An 18824-nucleotide genomic window follows, 5' to 3' on the forward strand; every position below is an offset into this window, starting at 1 on the left:
GGGCGTCCTTCAAGCAGATTTCGGGATGAGGCGCTCGAACAGCGCCTCCAGGGTATTGAAGCGTTCTTCGGCGCGCTCCATCGGCACCATGAACTTGAACAGCGTAGCCCCTTCGAACTTGTAGCGGTTGGGCTGGCCCTGGATCAACTTGATCAGTACCAACGGGTCCACCGGCGTCTGCGCTTCGAACTCGATGCGCCCGCCTTGCGGCCCCGCGTCGACCTTCTTGATCCCCAGTTGCTCGGCCTGCAATTTGAGCAAGGTCAGGCGCACCAGGTTCTTGGTCGGCTCGGGCAACAGGCCGAAGCGGTCGATCATTTCCACCTGCAGGTCCTTGAGGCCTTCTTCGTCGGTGGCCGAGGCGATGCGCTTGTACAGGATCAACCGCGCATGCACGTCCGGCAGGTAGTCCTCGGGAATCAACGCCGGCAGGCGCAGGTTGATCTCCGGGCCACCGCCCAGGGGTTGGTCGAGGTTCGGCTGCTCGCCCTTGCGGATGGCTTTCACCGCGCGTTCGAGCATCTCCATATACAGGGTGAAACCCACGGCCTGGATCTGCCCGCTCTGGCCGTCGCCGAGCAGTTCGCCGGCGCCGCGGATTTCCAGGTCGTTGGTGGCCAGCACAAAACCGGCACCGAGGTCCTGGGTGTTGGCGATGGCTTCCAGGCGCTTTTCGGCGTCGCCGGTAATTTGTTGGCGCGGTGGTGTCAGCAGGTAGGCATACGCCTGGTGGTGACTGCGCCCGACCCGGCCGCGCAACTGATGAAGTTGTGCCAGGCCGAACTTGTCCGCGCGTTCGATGATGATGGTGTTGGCGCTCGGCACGTCGATGCCGGTCTCGATGATGGTCGAGGCGATCAGCACGTTGAAGCGCTTGTGATAAAAGTCGCTCATCACCTGTTCGAGATCGCGTTCGCGCATCTGCCCGTGGCCGATGGCAATGCGTGCTTCCGGCACCAGTTCGGCGAGTTCGGCCGCGCATTTCTCGATGGTCTTCACGTCGTTGTGCAGGTAGTACACCTGGCCGCCGCGCAGCAATTCGCGCAGGAGGGCTTCCTTGACCGTGCTTTTGTTCTGCTCCATCACGAAGGTGCGCACCGACAGTCGGCGTGCCGGCGGCGTGGCGATGATCGACAGGTCGCGCATGCCCGACACCGCCATGTTCAGCGTGCGCGGAATCGGTGTGGCGGTGAGGGTGAGAATGTCCACCTCGCTGCGCAGGGCCTTGAGCTGTTCTTTCTGGCGCACCCCGAAGCGGTGTTCTTCGTCGATGATCACCAGGCCCAGGTTCTTGATCTTCACATCGTCCGACAACAGCTTGTGCGTACCGATCACGATGTCGATCTTGCCTTCCGCCAGGTCGGCGACGGCGGCATTCACTTCCTTGGTCGACTTGAAGCGGCTCATCACTTCCACGGTCACCGGCCAGTCGGCAAAGCGGTCGCGGAAGCTGTTGTAGTGCTGCTGGGCGAGCAGGGTGGTGGGCACCAGGATCGCCACTTGTTTGCCGCCGTGCACCGCGATGAAGGCTGCGCGCATGGCCACTTCGGTCTTGCCAAAGCCCACGTCGCCGCACACCAGGCGGTCCATCGGCTTGGGCGCGAGCATGTCGGCGCGCACAGCTTCGATGGTGGTTTGCTGGTCTGGGGTTTCTTCAAAAGCGAAGCCGGCGCTGAAGGTGGCGTAGTCGGCTTTCGGGTCGGCGAACGCGTAGCCTTCGCGCGCCGCACGCCGCGCATAGATGTCGAGCAACTCGGCGGCGACGTCGCGCACCTGTTCGGCGGCCTTGCGCTTGGCTTTCTGCCAGGTTTCGGAGCCCAGGCGGTGCAATGGCGCCAGGGCGTCGTCGCTGCCGGTGTAGCGCGCGATCAGGTGCAGGTTGGCCACCGGTACATAGAGCTTGGCGCCTTCGGCGTACTCCATGGTGAGGAATTCGGCGGCCTGGTTGTCGATTTCCAGGGTCTGCAGGCCCAGGTAGCGACCGACACCGTGGTCGATATGCACCACCGGCGCGCCTTCGCGCAGCTCGGTGAGGTTCTTGATTACCGCGTCGTTGTTGGCGTCGGCGCGTTTTTCGCGACGGCGACGTTGCATCACGCGCTGGCCGAACAGGGGGCTTTCGGCGATCAGCGCCAGGGCCGGATCGTCCAGCAGCAAACCTTCATCCAGTGGCGCGATAGTGATCGCCAGGCGGTCCTTGCTGGCGACGAAGTCCGGCCAGCTGTCGACGGTTTTCGGACGCAGCTTCAGGCGTTCGAGCAGTTCAAGCAGGACTTCGCGACGGCCGGCGGATTCGGCGGTAAACAGCACGCGGCCAGAGAAGTCGCCAAGGAAGTTGGACAGTGCTTCCAGGGGCTGGTTGGCCTTGGCCTGGATCGCCAGGTCCGGCAGCACGTGCGCGGGGAAGCGCTCGCGGCCGACGCCGGGCTCCACGTCCTGTTGGCTGGCGACCACGCGCGGCCAGTTTTTCAGGCGGGCGAAGCAGTCTTCCACCGGCAGGAACAGCTCGGCGGGCGGTAATAAAGGACGGGATGGATCGACGCGGCGTTCTTCATAGCGGTTGCGCACATCGTTCCAGAAGTTTTCCGCCGCTTGCTCGATGCCTGGCAGCGAGAACACCTGAGTGTCCTGAGGCAGGTAATCGAAGAGGGTGGAGGTTTCGTCGAAGAACAGCGGCAGGTAGTACTCGATACCGGCCGGGGTAATCCCGCTGCTCAGGTCCTGGAAGATCGGGCAGCGACGGAAGTCGACGTCGAAGCGCTCACGAAAGCGCGCCTTGAAGCGGGTCACCGCGTCCTTTTGCAGCGGGAATTCCCGTGCCGGCAGCAGCTTGATCGACTCGACTTTATCAATGGAGCGCTGGTTCTCCGGGTCGAAGGTGCGCAGGGTCTCGATTTCGTCATCGAACAGGTCGATGCGGTACGGCAACTTGCTGCCCATCGGGAACAGGTCGATCAGCGCACCGCGTACCGCGAACTCACCGTGTTCGTACACCGTGTCGACGCAGCGGTAGCCGCTGGCTTCCAGGCGCGTGCGCATCTGTTCCACATCGAGCTTCTGGCCGATATCCAGCACCAGGCTGCTGCCCAGCAGGAACTTGGTCGGCGCCAGGCGGTGCAGGGCGGTGGTGATCGGCACCACCAGCACGCCGTGGGCCAGTTCCGGCAGGCGGTACAGGCTGGCGATGCGCTGGGAGATGATGTCCTGGTGCGGCGAGAACAGATCGTAGGGCAGGGTTTCCCAGTCAGGAAAATGCAGCACCGGCAAATCGGGGGCGAAGAAGCTCAGCTCCTGCTCCAACCGTTCGGCGCTTTGGCTGTCGGCGGTGAGCAGCAGGGTAAAGCGCTTGGCTGCGCTGGCAGCCTCGGCAATGGCCAGGCTCAGGGCGGCACCGGGCAGGTTGCCCCAGTGCTGTTTACCTGCCGCGGCAGGGAGTAGCGGTAGACGCAGAACGGGCACGGAAGGTTGAGCTCCAAGCGTTGCGACAAAGTCGGTAATTGTAACGGCCCAAGGTGCCGCCTGTCAGTTGCTGACTGTGCCTATTACGGTTTGTAGGAAATGTGGTGGCTAAGACAAACAATGCCGGGTTTTGACTCAATATGTAGTGCCAAAATGTACGTGGTTTTCGGAGGGTTACGGACAAGTCGCCTGACTCGCTCCACTAGTGGCCTTCTGAAACCCGCGTATTTACTGGGCTGCAGCGGGGTGGCTTTTTCAGGGTGGGGCTTTTTGTTGTAGGAGGCGCATTGCTCCGGGGGCGGTCGGGCGGCATAATGTAGCCCCTTTTTTCAGCCCCTACATGTGGAAGGTTCCCGTGACTCAGAAGCCCGACCAGTGTCTTGGTGAATGGATCGACCGTGAAGCACTCGCAGAAGCGATGATCCCGCTTATCGGTCAGCTGTACCGCAATAACAATGTGGTGAGCTCGATCTATGGCCGCAGCCTGATCAACCAGTCAGTCATCGCGATTCTCAAGGCGCATCGCTTTGCTCGCCATCGTTCTGCCGACGACAGCGAACTCTCCGTCCACGAAACATTCCCCCTGCTCAAGGCCATGAGCGAGCTCAAGCTCGGCGCGGCTTCGGTGGACCTGGGCAAGCTGGCCTATAAATTCCGCAACGAAGGCAATGGCCGTACCGCCGAGCAGTTCGTCCGCGAAGAATTGGCCGACGTGGTTGGCCAGCAAAACGCCTCGGCCCGCAAAGGCACCGACGTGGTGCTGTACGGCTTCGGTCGTATCGGCCGCCTGCTGGCGCGCATCCTGATCGAAAAAACCGGTGGCGGCGACGGCCTGCGCCTGCGGGCCATCGTGGTGCGCAAAGGCGCCGAGAACGACCTGACCAAGCGCGCCAGCCTGCTGCGTCGCGATTCGGTACACGGCCCGTTCAACGGCACCATCGTCATCGACGAAGAAAACAACACCATCACCGCCAACGGTAACCTGATCCAGGTGATCTACGCGAAGAACCCGACTGAGGTGGACTACACCCAGTACGGCATCAAGGACGCCCTGCTGGTGGACAACACCGGTGTTTGGCGTGATGCCGAGGGCCTGGGCCAGCACCTGACCTGCCCGGGTATCGCCCGTGTCGTGTTGACCGCGCCTGGCAAAGGCAAGCTCAAGAACATCGTTCACGGCATCAACCACACTGAAATCACCGCTGACGACAAGATCGTGTCCGCCGCTTCCTGCACCACCAACGCCATCGTGCCGGTGCTGAAGGCAGTGAATGACAAGTTCGGCATCGTTAACGGCCACGTCGAAACCGTTCACTCGTACACCAACGACCAGAACCTGATCGACAACTTCCACAAGGGCGATCGCCGTGGCCGTAGCGCCGCGTTGAACATGGTGATCACCGAGACCGGTGCTGCCACCGCCGCTGCCAAGGCCCTGCCTGAGCTGGCTGGCAAGCTGACCGGTAACGCGATCCGTGTGCCGACGCCGAACGTGTCGATGGCCATTCTCAACCTGAACCTTGAGAAGGCCGCTACCCGTGAAGAAATGAACGAGTACCTGCGCTACATGGCGCTGCACTCCGATCTGCATAAGCAAATCGACTTTGTTAATTCGCAGGAAGTGGTATCGACCGACTTCGTTGGCTCGCGTCACGCGGGTGTAGTCGACGCCGAAGCGACCATCAGCCAGGACAACCGCGTTGTGCTGTACGTGTGGTACGACAACGAGTTCGGCTACAGCTGCCAGGTGGTTCGCGTGATGGAAGACATGGCTGGGGTCAACCCGCCGGCATTCCCGCGCTAAGCATCAGCAGAATATGAAAAAGCCCCGACTGGTTCGGGGCTTTTTCATGTCTGCAGGTTCTGTGGTAGCCGGTTGGGCCTCTTGCTCAGGCGCCGCCAGCCACCGAAGCCTGCGCCGTGCGCAGTTCATGCCGATTGCCCTTGAACAGCACCAGGGTCGCAATCAACCCCAGCACTGCCGCGCCACTCAGCCAGATCCCCGGCGCCGCCTTGTTATCCAGCACGTGGATCAAGTAAGTGCAGGCTGCCGGCGTAAACCCACCAAAGGTGGCCGTTGCCAGGCTGTAGGCCAGGGAGAATCCGGTGGTGCGCACCTCGATCGGCATGATCTCGGTCAGCGCCACCACCATGGCGCCGTTGTACGAGCCATACAGGAACGACAACCACAGCAGCACAATCAGCAGATGGCTGAAGCTCGGGTTGGCCACCAGCCACGACAGCGCTGGATAAGCCGTGAGGATGGCCAGGATGGTCGCCGCCAGCAGCAGCGGTTTGCGCCCGATCTTGTCGGACACCGCGCCCATCACCGGCAGCCAGATAAAGTTGGAGATGCCCACGCACACCGTCACCAGCAATGCATCGAAGTCTGACAGGTGCAGTTCGGCCTTGCCGAAGGTCGGGGTGTAGGCGGTGATCAGGTAAAACGACACGGTGGTCATCACCACCAGCGCCATGCCGGCGATGACGATGCCGAAGTTCTGACCAATCGAGCGCACAATTTCCTGCAGGGTCGGGCGGTGTTTACGCGCCTGGAATTCCGGGGTTTCTTCCAGCGAGCGGCGGATCACAAAGATCACCGGCACAATCAGGCAGCCGATCAGGAACGGTACGCGCCAGCCCCAGTCACCCATTTGTTCCGGGCTGAGCCAGTGGTTCAGGCCGACGCCCAACAGGCCGGCGAAGACCACCGCCGCTTGTTGGCTCGCGGACTGCCAACTGACGAAAAAGCCCTTGCGGCCGGGCGTGGCGATTTCCGCCAGGTACACCGACACACCGCCGAGCTCGACACCCGCCGAGAAACCTTGCAGCAGTCGGCCCAGCAACACCACCAAGGGTGCGGCGACGCCCAGGGTGGCATACCCGGGGACGCAGGCAATCAGGATGGTACCGGCGGCCATCAGCGCCAGGGTGATCACCAGGCCTTTCTTGCGGCCGTGGCGGTCGATGTAGGCGCCGAGGAAGATGGCGCCCAACGGGCGCATCAGGAAGCCGGCGCCGAAGGTGGCCAGGGACAGCATCAGCGAGGCGAAGGCGCTGTCGGTGGGGAAGAAGGTCTTGGCGATGGCCGTGGCGTAGAAGCCGTAGACCATGAAGTCGAACATTTCAAGGAAGTTACCGCTGACAACGCGAAAGATCGCTTTGCCTTTGCCCGTGGTCGTGGCCATGGTCATTCACTCATCTGGCTTTCTTATGGGTAGTCCTGGGTCGCTACTCGTCCTGGCTGTAATATTGAGCAGTTTTGTAACAATATGTGTATCGGCCCCTACAGGCAACAGAAACCGTTGGCAAGCGGGCTAATTGCCGCAGGCGTCGCGCTGGAAAGAGATCAGTGTGGGTTCAATTGAGAAGGGTGTTGCGCACACTGTCGGACAGGCCGTTTGGTGCGAGCCATATGCCCAGGTAAGCCTTGGCCAACTCGTCATTGCGACTGCTGAACACCACCTGGCCGTTGATCTCCAGGCTCAAGCCACGCCCTCGATGCAGCTCCAGCGCGTAACGGTCACCGTTGCGGATATCGCGGAAGGTGCCGTGCAGCTTGTCCACCTCAGGCTTCAGGCGGGCGAGGGCGTCTGGGGGCTGCTGGCGCGTCAGGGTGGTCGTGGCGGCCTTGATTACATCGTTGCGGTCGATATCGCGGAAGTAGTACAGCGCCAGGCGCAGGTCCTGTTGCTGGTCCCAGGCCTGCTTGGCGCTTGCATTGGCCGGGGCATACAGCGCGGCCGCGTAGACATCCGCCCAGAGATACGTCAGCACCGTCTGGTTTTTCAGCACCAGCGTCGGGGAGTGCGCGGGGAAGTTTGCCAGGGTGAGACGATCTGCCTCATTGGCCTGGGCCGGGACCGTGAGCATCAACAATAAACAGATCAACACATGCCGCATAATGGCCCGTCCTGAAGGGGTGACTGCCTGCAGGTTAATTCAATTTTGGACGGCGAAGCGCTTTATGGACAACCTGAGGCAACTGGCGATTTTTTGGGGATGTGTGCTGCTGGCAGGGTGTGGCGGCGACACGCTGGAGCACTTTGGCGGCCCGACCATGGGCAGTACGTATTCAATCCAGTACGTCAGGACATCCGCTACCCCGGGGCCGGAGGCGGTCCAGCGCGAGGTGGAAAGCATCCTGCAAACCGTCGACCGGCAGATGTCGACCTACCGCAGTGACTCCGATATCGAGCGTTTCAATCAATTGCCGGCCCACAGTTGCCAGCCCATGCCCGCATCGATCCTGCAACTGGTGCGCACCGGCGAGCAATTGTCCCAGGCCAGTGACGGTGCCTTTGACCTGACCGTCGAGCCGCTGATCAACCTGTGGGGCTTCGGCCCCCAGGCTCGCCAGGTCAAAGTCCCCGACGCCGCGACCCTGGCCAAGGCCCGCGAGCAGGTCGGCTACCAACACCTGCGTATCGATGGCCAGCAGTTGTGCAAGGACGCCGCCGTCGAAATTGACTTCAACAGTATCGCCGCCGGCTACGCAGTGGACCGCATTGCCGAGCGCCTGGCTGCCCTGGGCATCCGCAGCTACCTGGCCGAGGCCACCGGCGAACTCAAGGCGGCCGGGCGAAAACCTGATGGTTCGGCGTGGCGTATTGCGCTTGAAGAGCCACGGGATGACCTACAGGTCGCGGAAAAAATCATCAACGTTGACGGCTTCGGTGTGTCCACATCGGGTGACTATCGTAATTATTTCCAGCAGGATGGTCGGCGTTATTCCCACACCCTCGATGCGCGCACCGGCGCACCGATCACTCATCAACTGGCGTCGGTGACCGTGTTGCACCCATCGGCGCTGATGGCCGACGGGCTGTCCACCCTGCTGCTGATCCTCGGGCCGCAGCAAGGCTGGGACTACGCCGAGCAGCACCAGGTGGCGGCATTTTTTGTGATGCGCGAGGGGGATGGTTTCGTCACACGCAGTAACAACGCATTCGAGCAGTTGACGGCGGTGAAACCGTAACGAGTGCTGTGTAGTAAAGGCAAAACTGGCCTACGACGCGACCAAGGGTTAATGTGCGCGGCGTTGAGCCTTATATAGACTGTGCCCCGGTTCACACACTTGAGCCAAATTGTCCTTCATGACCGCTGGCCGCGGCATGATTTAGCCAGGCGTCCAACCGTACGCCAGGCCTGTTCTGAGGAGTACGCATGGCTGTCTACAACTACGACGTGGTGGTACTGGGTTCCGGCCCGGCTGGAGAAGGTGCGGCGATGAACGCCGCGAAGGCAGGGCGCAAGGTGGCGATGGTCGATAGCCGTCGCCAGGTCGGCGGTAACTGCACCCACCTGGGTACCATCCCGTCCAAGGCATTGCGTCACTCCGTTCGCCAGATCATGCAGTTCAACACCAACCCGATGTTCCGGGCCATTGGCGAGCCGCGCTGGTTCTCGTTCCCGGATGTGTTGAAAAGCGCTGAAAAAGTCATCTCCAAGCAAGTCGCCTCGCGTACCGGCTACTACGCCCGTAACCGCGTCGACCTGTTCTTCGGTACCGGCAGCTTCGCCGACGAGCAAACCGTCGAAGTGGTCTGCGCCAATGGAGTGGTCGAGAAACTGGTGGCCAAGCACATCATCATTGCCACCGGCTCGCGCCCGTATCGCCCGGCGGATATCGATTTCCACCACCCACGTATCTACGATAGCGACACCATCCTCAGCCTGGGCCACACCCCACGCAAACTGATCATCTATGGCGCCGGCGTCATTGGCTGTGAATACGCCTCGATCTTCAGCGGCCTGGGTGTGCTGGTCGAGCTGGTCGACAACCGTGACCAGTTGCTGAGCTTCCTCGACTCGGAAATCTCCCAGGCGTTGAGCTACCACTTCAGCAACAACAACATCACTGTGCGCCATAACGAAGAGTACGATCGGGTCGAAGGCCTGGACAACGGGGTGATCCTGCACCTCAAGTCCGGCAAGAAGATCAAGGCCGACGCCTTGCTGTGGTGCAACGGTCGTACCGGCAACACCGACAAGCTGGGCATGGAAAACATCGGGGTCAAGGTCAACAGCCGTGGCCAGATCGAGGTGGACGAAAACTACCGCACCTGTGTGACCAACATCTATGGCGCCGGTGACGTGATCGGCTGGCCGAGCCTGGCCAGTGCCGCCCATGACCAGGGTCGTTCGGCCGCTGGCAGCATCGTCGACAACGGCAGCTGGCGCTATGTGAACGACGTACCGACCGGGATCTACACGATTCCGGAGATCAGCTCGATCGGCAAGAACGAACACGAACTGACCAAGGCCAAGGTGCCTTACGAAGTGGGCAAGGCGTTCTTCAAGAGCATGGCGCGTGCGCAGATCGCCGGTGAGCCGCAAGGCATGCTGAAGATCCTGTTTCACCGCGAGACCCTGGAAGTCCTCGGCGTGCATTGCTTCGGCTACCAGGCTTCGGAGATCGTGCACATCGGCCAGGCCATCATGAACCAGCCGGGCGAGCAAAATACCCTCAAGTATTTCGTCAACACCACCTTCAACTACCCGACCATGGCTGAAGCCTATCGGGTAGCGGCCTACGATGGCCTCAACCGGCTTTTTTGAGCGGCTCCGGCCGGTGGCCTGAGCCGGCCGGGGAGACCGATTTCAGTAATTCTCGAGGGTGGCAGTGGCCAAACCGGGAAAGTCTGTAATCAGGCTATCTACGCCGAAGTCGGCGAGCCTGCGCATCAGCGCAGGTTCGTTGACTGTCCACACGGACACGTGCAAACCCTGGCGCTGGGCTTTTTCCAGGCGTTCGGGGGTGCACAACGTCCAGTTCAATGCCAGAAACTCACAGCCGTAGTTTTGCGCGACCTTCAAAGGATCGAGCCAGGCGTACTCCGCCACCAGCCCGCGTGACAGGTCTGGGGTGAGTTCAACCGCCGCTTTTAATACTTCCCGCGAGCTTGAGGTCACGGTGACCTTGTCCATGATGCCGAAACGCACGGCCATTTCTCGAATCGCCAGCACGGTGGTCGCGGCGCGGGTGCGCGAGGCACTTTTGACTTCCAGTTGCCAGTGATCGAAGTCGCACTTTTCAAATAGCTCCTCCAGGCGCGGGATCGGGCACGGGTTGACCCAGCCGGGGCCGCCTTTGCGCGCGTCCATCTTCGTAAGGTCCGCCGCCGAATACTCGACGACTTTGCCACGCCGGTCGGTGGTGCGCTTGAGGGTTGGGTCGTGGATGACCATCAGCTCACCGTCCATGGACAGGTGCAAATCCAGTTCGCAGCGGCGTACACCGTGCTTGAGGCACTGCTGGAAGCTGGTCAGGGTATTTTCCGGTGCTTCGCCTTTGGCTCCGCGGTGGCCGTAGATCAGGGTCACAGTTGCTCCTTTACGCCAGGTTTTCTGGCAGGGTCATACGAATTCAGGTGTCTTTGGCGTCGCTTTGTTCCCGCGCCAGGCGGCGTTCCTGTGCCTGTTTCTGCAGGATATAGCGCGCCAGCAATTGGCGTTGGGCATCGGTCATGGACTCGAATTCCGTGCCCACGTCAAAACCGTCGCCCTTGGGGTCGCAATGGGTAACGCGCGCGCGCAGCAGCAGGCCGAGTGCCTGGGGCATCAGCACCAGCTTGACTGCCAGGTGAGCGCCGATGGCGAGGGGCGTGGGGTGCTGGAAGTCGATCCCGCCTTCGGAAATGATCACCGGCTGTGGGGCGCCGACTTCATCGCGCAAGCTTTGCGCCATGATTTGGCTAAGCAGGTCCAGGCGTTTGTTCTGGACTTTGAGGAAGGCCGCGAGGGTACGATCTTTATCACTGAGCTGACGTAACAGGTGCTGGGCTTCGAATTCGCTCAGGTGCAGTTCACTGAGCAGATTGAATAGTGGGGAAGCATCCAGCAACACTTCCTTGCTCGCCGCTTCCGGGGCAGACAGGCTTTTGATTTGAAGTGCGATCATGTCGTCGATACGGTAGTATTCGCGGCGCTCTTCTTCATCTAATGTCGACATGGCGAACCCCAGGTAACGGTAATGGTCTGAGTGTAAAGCTGCTTACCAGACCCCGCCACCGGGACGTCTTCTTTTCCTCCGAACAAGCCCCGACATGTTCAGACCTCTCTTCGTATTTATCGGCACGCGTTATACCCGTGCAAAGCGTCGCAATCATTTTGTGTCGTTTATTTCCTTGACCTCGATGATCGGTCTCGCCCTCGGCGTGGTCGTGATGATCGTGGTGCTGTCGGTGATGAACGGCTTCGATCATGAGATGCGCACCCGCGTGCTGGGCATGGTGCCCCACGCCACCATCGAGTCGGGTGAACCGATCAGCGACTGGCAAAGCCTGGCCGACAAGGTCAAGCAGAACCCCGAGGTGCTGGCGGTTGCGCCGTTCACCCAGATGCAGGGGCTGCTGACCAACGACGGCAAGGTGCAGAAGATCCTGCTCAATGGCATCGATCCGGTCCAGGAACGCAAGGTCTCAATCATCGACAAGTTCATGTTGCAGGGCAAACTGGACGACTTGTCGCCCGGCAGCTTTGGCATCGTGATCGGTGACAAGGCCGCGGCCAAGCTGGGCGTGGGCATTGGCGACAAGCTGACCTTCGTCGCCCCGGAAGTCACCGTGACTCCCGCCGGCATGTTCCCGCGCATGAAGCGCTTTACCGTGGTGGGTACCTTCCACGTCGGCGCCGGCGAGATTGACGGTTATCTCGGCCTGACCAACCTCACCGACCTGGCTCGCCTGCAACGTTGGCAGCCAGACCAGGTGCAGGGCCTGCGCCTGAAGTTCAACGACCTGTTCGACGCACCGCGCGGCGCCTGGGAAATCGCCCAGCACCTGGGCGAAAGCCAGTACTACGCCCGCGACTGGACCCGTACCCACGGCAACCTGTACCAGGCCATCCGCATGGAAAAAGCCATGATCGGCCTGCTGCTGCTGCTGATCGTCGCCGTTGCGGCCTTCAACATCATCTCCACCCTGGTGATGGTGGTGAACGACAAGAAGGGCGATATCGCTATCTTGCGGACGCTGGGCGCCACGCCGGGGCAGATCATGGCGATCTTCATGGTGCAGGGCACGGTGATCGGCGTGGTCGGCACCTTGATCGGTACCGTCGTCGGGATCTTGGCCGCGCTGAATGTCAGCGCCGCCATCGCCGGCCTGGAAACCCTGATCGGCCACAAGTTTCTCAACGCTGACGTCTACTTCATCGACTACTTGCCGTCCCAGGTTCAGGCCCCGGACGTGCTGATGGTCGGCGGCGCCGCGTTGGTCCTGAGTTTCCTTGCCACCCTGTATCCAGCCTGGCGCGCGGCACGTACCCAGCCAGCACAGGCCTTACGTTATGAGTGAATCGGGCATGAGTGAAAAAGCAATCCTGAGCTGCCGCAACCTGGGCAAATCCTACGAGGAAGGCCCGGAATCGGTTGTGGTGCTGTCCAACCTGCAACTTGAACTGCACCCCGGCGAGCGCGTGGCAATCGTCGGCAGTTCCGGTTCCGGCAAAAGCACCTTGCTTAACCTGTTGGGCGGCCTCGATACGCCGTCCCAGGGCAGCGTATGGCTGGCCGGCGAAGAGTTGTCTGCCTTGAATGAAAAGGCCCGTGGCCAACTGCGCAATCGCTCCCTGGGCTTTGTGTACCAGTTCCACCACCTGCTGCCGGAATTCACCGCCCTGGAAAACGTGTGCATGCCGTTGTTGATCGGCAAGACCGCGATCCCGGAAGCACGCCAGCGGGCCAAGGCCCTGTTGGAGCGTGTCGGCCTCGGCCACCGCCTGGAGCACAAACCGGCCGAATTGTCCGGTGGCGAGCGTCAGCGTGTGGCGATTGCCCGTGCCCTGGTGAACAACCCAGGCCTGGTGATGCTCGACGAGCCCACCGGCAACCTCGACTCCCACACCGCCCAGGGCATCAAGGACTTGATGCTGGAGCTGAGCACCCAGATGCGCACCGCGTTCCTGGTGGTGACCCATGACATGAGCATGGCCCGGCAGATGGACCGCGTATTGCACCTGCAGGAAGGTCATCTGGTCGCCATCTGACCTGTTTCAAGCCTGGCGCCGGGCGCCGGGCTTTTTCATTTTTTCAGGCGGTGCAAGCGAATGTTCAGACCGTTATCGATTTTCATCGGCACGCGCTATACCCGCGCCAAGCGCCGCAACCGTTTTGTTTCGTTTATCTCGATGACCTCGATGATCGGCCTCGCCTTGGGCGTGCTGGCGATGATCGTGGTGTTGTCGGTGATGAATGGCTTCCAGCGTGAAATGAGCTCGCGCATCCTCGGCATGGTGCCCCACGCGACTATCGTCGGCGTGAACCCGATCGACGATTGGCAGCCGGTGGCCGCCGCCGCGATGAAGAATCCCGAAGTGACTGCCGCCGTACCGTTCACACAGATGGATGGTATGTTTTCCTACAAGGGGGCGATGCAGCCGATCGAGATCAGTGGCGTCGACCCGGCCCAGGAAGGCAAGGTGTCGATCGTGGCCCAGCATATCGTCAAGGGCAAACTGGAAGACCTGAAGCCCGGCGAGTTTGGCGTGGTGGTGGGGGAGATCACCGCGCGGCGTTTTCGCCTGAACGTGGGTGACAAGCTGACCCTGATCGTTCCGGAAATCAGCAGCGCGCCGGGTGGCATCACGCCGCGCATGCAGCGTCTGAATGTGGTCGGCATCTTCAAGGTCGGCGCCGAGCTGGATGGCTCCATGGCCTTGATCCATATGGCCGACGCCGCGGAAATCCAGCATTGGCAGCCGAACCAGGTGCAGAGCGTGCGCCTGGCGGTGAAGGACTTGTACGCAGCGCCCAAGGTGTCGGCGGACATTGCCAGCAGCCTGGGCGCGGCCTACAAGGCTGACGACTGGACCCACACCCAGGGCAGCCTGTTCAGTGCGATGAAAATGGAAAAGACCATGATCGGCCTGCTGTTGCTGATGATCGTCGCCGTGGCCGCGTTCAATATCATCGCCACGCTGATCATGGTGGTGAACGATAAGGGCGCGGACATCGCGATCCTGCGCACCATCGGCGCCACGCCAGGGCAGATCATGGCGATCTTCATGGTGCAGGGTACCGTGATCGGGATCGTGGGTACCTTGATCGGCGGCGTGCTGGGGGTGATTGCGGCACTGAACGTCAGTGAGCTGGTGGGCTGGCTGGAGCGGGTAACCGGGCAGCATATCTTCAGTTCAGACGTGTATTTCGTCAGTAACCTGCCTTCGGAACTGCAAGGTGGGGATGTGTTGTTGATTTGCTCGGCAGGGTTTGTGTTGAGCTTTTTGGCGACGATTTACCCGGCGTATCGGGCGGCTAAGATTGAGCCGGCGCATGCCCTGAGGTATTCGTAATATTCAAGACCGTTATCGGGGGCAAGCCCCCTCCCACAGGTTGAATGTATTCACAAATCAAAATGTGGGAGGGGGCTTGCCCCCGATAGCGCCGGTACAGCGTGCATCAATCTCCGGCAGGCAACTCAATCACAAACCTTGTCCACCCCGCCTCAGACTCACAATAAATCCTCCCCCCATGCGCCCGCACAATCGACTGGGTAAGCGCCAGCCCCAGCCCCGCATGTTCGCTGCTGCCTTCATGCCGCGCCGGGTCCGCTCGGTAGAACCGGTCGAACAACCGCGGTAATACGTCCGCCGGTATGCCTTCGCCGCTGTTCTCCACTGTCAGCGTCACGCCTTGTGCACCTTCCTCCAGATGCACCCGCACCTCGCCGCCCGCTGGCGTAAAGCGCAGCGCGTTATCCAACAGATTCGACAATGCCCGGCGCAGCATGCCGCGATCGCCGGTGGTGTGGGCCGTTCCCTCGCGCACCAGGCTGACCTGCGCGTCTTCCGCCAGCAAGACGAAGAACTCCAGCAGCGCATCCACTTCGTCCGCCAACCTCAACGGCTCGCGCTTGGGCGTCAGCAACCCATGATCAGCCTTGGCCAGGTACAGCATGTCATTCACCAGCTGCGCCATCCATTGCAGCTCTTCCAGATTACTGTGCAGCGCTTCGCGGTAATCCTCCAGCGGGCGCGGCTGGGTCAGGATGACTTGGGTCTGGGTCAACAGGTTCGACAGGGGCGTGCGCAGTTCATGGGCAATGTCGGCGGAGAAGGCCGAGAGGCGTTGGAATGCATCGTCCAGGCGGCCGAGCATGGCGTTGAAGGCTTGGGCCAGTTCCGCCAGTTCCACCGGCATCTGCTGCTGGGGCAGGCGTTGGGTCAGGGAGTGGGCCGACACGCCGGCGGCCACTTCACTCATGCGCCGCAAGGGGCGCAAGCCACTGCGCGCGGCCCAGGCGCCGAGCAGTGCGGTGGCCAGGGCCGAGAGGCTGACGGTGAGCCAGATCAAATGTTGCATGCGTTGCAGGAAGTGCTGGTGGTGGGTGATGTCGAGCATCAGGCTCAGTTGCGGTGAGTCGGGTTGGCCCGGGCTCAGTGGCGCGTTGTACACACGGTAGTCGGTTCCGGCGTTTTGCAGGCTGTACAGGCCAGGCTTCTCGGGCAGGGGGATGTTCGGCGCGCCGTCAAACCAGCGCTGGCCAGCGGCACTGATACGCAAGGCGAGGTCGGGTTGGCGGTTGAGTTCGGCGCGCAGTTGCGCTTCGCGTTGTACGAATGACTGCACGGAGTCGACGCCCTGCAAGGTGCTGCGCAGCGCGACCAACTTGCTGTCGAGCAGTTGCTGGTCCAGCTCGACGAAGTGCGCTTCGCTGGCCTGGTTGAACAGCACCCCGGCAATCAACGACACCACGGCGGTGCAGGCGGCAAACAGCAGGGCCAGCCGACTGGCCAGGGACAGGCGCTTGATCAACTGCATCGTTCTTCCAGTACATAACCCATGCCGCGCACGGTGTGGATCAGCTTGGTGGGGAAGTTGTCGTCGATTTTCAGGCGCAGGCGGCGGATCGCGACTTCGATGATGTTGGTGTCGCTGTCGAAGTTCATGTCCCACACCTGGGAAGCGATCAGCGACTTGGGCAGCACTTCGCCCTGACGGCGCAGCAGCAGTTCGAGCAGGGCGAATTCCTTGGCGGTGAGGTCGATGCGCTGGCCGCTTCGCTCAACCCGGCGGCGGATCAGGTCCAGGCGCAGGTCGGCCAGTTGCAGTGCGGTGTCCTGGGGGGCGCTGCTGCCACGGCGTAACAGGCTGCGCACCCGCGCCAGCAGTTCGGAGAAGGCGAACGGCTTGACCAGGTAGTCGTCAGCGCCCAGTTCCAGGCCGTGTACCCGGTCTTCCACCGTGTCGCGGGCGGTGAGGAACAGCACCGGGATATCCAGGCCGGCGCTGCGTACCGCCTGCAGGATCTGCCAGCCATCGCGACCGGGCAGCATCACATCGAGGATCAACAGGTCGTAGTCGCCCGTCAGTGCCAGGTGCTGGCCGCTGGTGCCGTCGGCCACCAACTCGGTGGTAAAACCGGCCTCGGCCAGGCCTTGGCGCAGGTATTGGCCGGTCTTGGGTTGGTCTTCGACGATCAGCAGTTTCATGGGCAGCTCTTGGCAGCGGGTCACGACGGGCTTTATACCGCGCTCGGCAGGGCAGGGGCGCAACCTGACAAAGTTGTAATCTAGCAGTCAGCTGGCTGGCAGCGAGGTCATCTTAGAGTGCTATCCAGGCTGATCCCACACCTTTGGAGAATTGAGATGGTATTGCGTAACCCCCTGTTGTTAGCGGGCTGCCTGTTGGCCTTGAGTTTCGGGGCGGCGGCTGAAACGGCTCACACCTATGCATTTGGCCAGCCAGCGGCTGCCGACAAGGCCACGCGCACCGTGGAAGTTACATTGCAGGATATTTCCTTTTCGCCCAAGTCGTTGGACGTAAAGGCCGGTGAGACCGTGCGCTTTGTGCTGGTCAACAAGGGCCAGTTGCTCCACGAATTCAACCTGGGTGATGCCGCGATGCATGCCGAGCACCAGAAGGAAATGCTACAGATGCAGGCCAGCGGCATGCTGAATACCACCGGTATGGGCAAGATGGATCACAGCGCCATGGGGCACGGTGATATGGGCGGCATGGGTGGTATGGGGGGCATGAAGCACGATGACCCTAACAGCGTGCTGGTCGAGCCCGGCAAAACCGCCGAGCTGATCTGGACGTTCACCAAGGCCACTGGCCTGGAGTTCGCCTGCAACATACCCGGGCATTACCAGGCGGGCATGGTCGGCAAGCTCAACGTCGAATGAGCGCTTGTTAAGGGCGGGGGCAAAGGCTGGTAGACTGGCGCGGTTTATTTAGCCAGGTTTCCGCCATGCATCCCGCTGCCGAACATTCGCCGCTGGGCAAGTCCAGTGAATACATCTCCACCTACACCCCTTCGTTGCTGTTCCCGATTCCGCGCGCCGCCAAGTGGGCCGAACTGGGCCTCAGCGCCGAGACCCTGCCGTACAAAGGCGTGGACTTCTGGAACTGCTTCGAATTGTCCTGGCTGCTGCCCTCGGGCAAGCCGGTGGTGGCCATCGGTGAATTCAGTATTCCGGCTGACTCGCCGAATATCATCGAGTCCAAGTCCTTCAAGCTGTACCTCAACTCGCTGAACCAGACCGCGTTTGCCGACACGCAGAGCCTGGAAGCCACGTTGCGCACCGATCTCAGCGCCGCAGCCGGCAGACCGGTGGGCGTGCGCATCCGCAGCCTGGGCGAGGTGGAAGCCGAAGGCGTGGTGGCCCTGCCGGGCACTTGCATCGATGATCTGGATATCAGCGTCAGCAACTACGAGCACCCGCGCCCGGAACTGCTGCGTTGCGACGATTCGCGTGTGGTGGAGGAAAGTGTGCACAGCCACTTGCTCAAATCCAACTGCCCGGTCACCAGCCAGCCCGATTGGGGCAGCGTGGCGGTGGAATATCGAGGGGCGGCGCTGGATCACGCCAGCCTGTTGGAATACCTGGTGAGCTTTCGCCAACACTCAGATTTCCATGAGCAGTGCGTGGAGCGGATCTTTCTCGACCTGCAGCGTTTGCTCAAGCCAGAGAAGCTGACGGTGTATGCGCGCTATGTGCGGCGGGGTGGGTTGGATATCAATCCGTACCGCAGTACTGAGGATGTGGCGTTCCAGAACGTGCGCCTGGCCCGTCAGTAAACACGTGTGGGAGGGGGCTTGCCCCTCCCACATTTTGGTTCTGTGTCTGGCTTGGGGTCGGGTCAGATGCCCATATTGCCCAAGGTGATCATAATATTTCGCAATGTCCCGGAAATCACCGGGTGCTCAGCGTCGAACTCTATGGCAGCTTGACTCACATCGTCGGAAATACTAGGTGGCTGGGTGGCCGGTTCCAGCTCCAGTTGTACTTCGAACTTGGCGAGCAAGGCTTCCAGCGCTTCACGTTTTTCGGCTGGCAGCGGCGGTTCCTGTTCCAGTTGCTCGCGCAGGATATTGACCTGTTCTTGCAATTTTTCGCGGGCAGGCATGGCGTTCTTC

Annotated in this window: 16 protein-coding genes; 8 read left to right on the plus strand and 8 right to left on the minus strand. The window is 61.4% G+C overall.

Translation table 11 applies throughout. The annotated features are described in order from the left end of the window. Positions 1–9: 9 nt before the first annotated feature. Positions 10–3459 (minus strand): transcription-repair coupling factor, encoded by a 3450-nt coding sequence (gene mfd, locus P2T68_RS09295; protein ID WP_069075498.1) that lies wholly within the window; start codon positions 3457–3459, stop codon positions 10–12. A 340-nt stretch (positions 3460–3799) separates the two neighbouring features. Here mfd and P2T68_RS09300 point away from each other — a divergent pair, with 340 nt between their 5' ends. Beyond that, the gene (locus tag P2T68_RS09300) at positions 3800–5263 is read left to right on the plus strand and encodes a glyceraldehyde-3-phosphate dehydrogenase (RefSeq protein WP_024074089.1); all 1464 of its coding nucleotides are present in this window, start codon (positions 3800–3802) and stop codon (positions 5261–5263) included. Between the two features lie 85 nt (positions 5264–5348). On the opposite strand, the gene P2T68_RS09305 is transcribed toward P2T68_RS09300, so the two are convergent. After that, positions 5349–6647: an MFS transporter gene (locus P2T68_RS09305; protein WP_041161119.1), complete on the minus strand. Its 1299-nt coding sequence runs from the start codon at positions 6645–6647 to the stop codon at positions 5349–5351. A gap of 172 nt (positions 6648–6819) precedes the next feature. Next, on the minus strand, positions 6820–7362 hold the full coding sequence (locus tag P2T68_RS09310) for a chalcone isomerase family protein (protein WP_024074091.1): 543 nt from the start codon (positions 7360–7362) through the stop codon (positions 6820–6822). Positions 7363–7426: 64 nt separating this feature from the next. On the opposite strand from P2T68_RS09310, the gene P2T68_RS09315 reads away from it, so the two are divergent. Both P2T68_RS09315 and sthA read left to right on the plus strand, forming a co-directional pair. Then, positions 7427–8437 carry an FAD:protein FMN transferase gene (locus P2T68_RS09315; protein ID WP_277379269.1) on the plus strand — a complete coding sequence of 337 codons (1011 nt, stop codon included), beginning with the start codon at positions 7427–7429 and terminating at the stop codon, positions 8435–8437. A 188-nt stretch (positions 8438–8625) separates the two neighbouring features. Beyond that, the gene (gene sthA, locus P2T68_RS09320; protein WP_024074093.1) at positions 8626–10020 is read left to right on the plus strand and encodes a Si-specific NAD(P)(+) transhydrogenase; all 1395 of its coding nucleotides are present in this window, start codon (positions 8626–8628) and stop codon (positions 10018–10020) included. A 42-nt stretch (positions 10021–10062) separates the two neighbouring features. Here the strand turns inward: sthA and P2T68_RS09325 are convergent, their stop codons facing one another. Together P2T68_RS09325 and P2T68_RS09330 are read right to left on the minus strand one after the other, a co-directional pair. Then, positions 10063–10785, minus strand: a complete 723-nt coding sequence (locus P2T68_RS09325) for a glycerophosphodiester phosphodiesterase family protein (protein ID WP_024074094.1) — start codon at positions 10783–10785, stop codon at positions 10063–10065. A 43-nt stretch (positions 10786–10828) separates the two neighbouring features. Beyond that, entirely contained in the window at positions 10829–11413 is a 585-nt protein-coding gene (locus tag P2T68_RS09330; RefSeq protein ID WP_024074095.1) for a PilZ domain-containing protein, read from the minus strand. Positions 11414–11507: 94 nt separating this feature from the next. Between P2T68_RS09330 and P2T68_RS09335 the strand changes: the two genes are divergently transcribed. Genes P2T68_RS09335 through P2T68_RS09345 form a run of 3 tightly spaced genes read left to right on the plus strand, consistent with a single transcriptional unit; the run spans position 11508 to position 14754 of the window. Further along, positions 11508–12758: a lipoprotein-releasing ABC transporter permease subunit gene (locus tag P2T68_RS09335; RefSeq protein WP_024074096.1), complete on the plus strand. Its 1251-nt coding sequence runs from the start codon at positions 11508–11510 to the stop codon at positions 12756–12758. A 7-nt stretch (positions 12759–12765) separates the two neighbouring features. Beyond that, positions 12766–13449 carry a lipoprotein-releasing ABC transporter ATP-binding protein LolD gene (gene lolD, locus P2T68_RS09340; protein ID WP_024074097.1) on the plus strand — a complete coding sequence of 228 codons (684 nt, stop codon included), beginning with the start codon at positions 12766–12768 and terminating at the stop codon, positions 13447–13449. Between the two features lie 60 nt (positions 13450–13509). Beyond that, on the plus strand, positions 13510–14754 hold the full coding sequence (locus P2T68_RS09345) for a lipoprotein-releasing ABC transporter permease subunit (protein ID WP_024074098.1): 1245 nt from the start codon (positions 13510–13512) through the stop codon (positions 14752–14754). 106 nt (positions 14755–14860) lie between these two features. Here P2T68_RS09345 and P2T68_RS09350 read toward each other — a convergent pair whose 3' ends face one another. Further along, positions 14861–16216, minus strand: a complete 1356-nt coding sequence (locus P2T68_RS09350; protein ID WP_041161121.1) for a heavy metal sensor histidine kinase — start codon at positions 16214–16216, stop codon at positions 14861–14863. Continuing rightward, on the minus strand, positions 16213–16893 hold the full coding sequence (locus P2T68_RS09355; RefSeq protein WP_024074100.1) for a heavy metal response regulator transcription factor: 681 nt from the start codon (positions 16891–16893) through the stop codon (positions 16213–16215). Before P2T68_RS09355 ends, P2T68_RS09350 begins: the two co-directional genes overlap by 4 nt. A gap of 156 nt (positions 16894–17049) precedes the next feature. Between P2T68_RS09355 and P2T68_RS09360 the strand changes: the two genes are divergently transcribed. Together P2T68_RS09360 and queF are read left to right on the plus strand one after the other, a co-directional pair. Beyond that, the gene (locus P2T68_RS09360) at positions 17050–17589 is read left to right on the plus strand and encodes a cupredoxin family protein (protein WP_277379270.1); all 540 of its coding nucleotides are present in this window, start codon (positions 17050–17052) and stop codon (positions 17587–17589) included. A gap of 65 nt (positions 17590–17654) precedes the next feature. Continuing rightward, positions 17655–18485, plus strand: a complete 831-nt coding sequence (gene queF / locus P2T68_RS09365) for an NADPH-dependent 7-cyano-7-deazaguanine reductase QueF (protein WP_277379271.1) — start codon at positions 17655–17657, stop codon at positions 18483–18485. Between the two features lie 62 nt (positions 18486–18547). Here the strand turns inward: queF and P2T68_RS09370 are convergent, their stop codons facing one another. Then, positions 18548–18814 (minus strand): DUF4404 family protein, encoded by a 267-nt coding sequence (locus P2T68_RS09370; protein WP_024074103.1) that lies wholly within the window; start codon positions 18812–18814, stop codon positions 18548–18550. Between the last annotated feature and the right edge of the window lie 10 nt (positions 18815–18824).

This window comes from Pseudomonas sp. G11 (genome assembly GCF_029457515.1).
Lineage (GTDB): Bacteria > Pseudomonadota > Gammaproteobacteria > Pseudomonadales > Pseudomonadaceae > Aquipseudomonas > Aquipseudomonas gorinensis.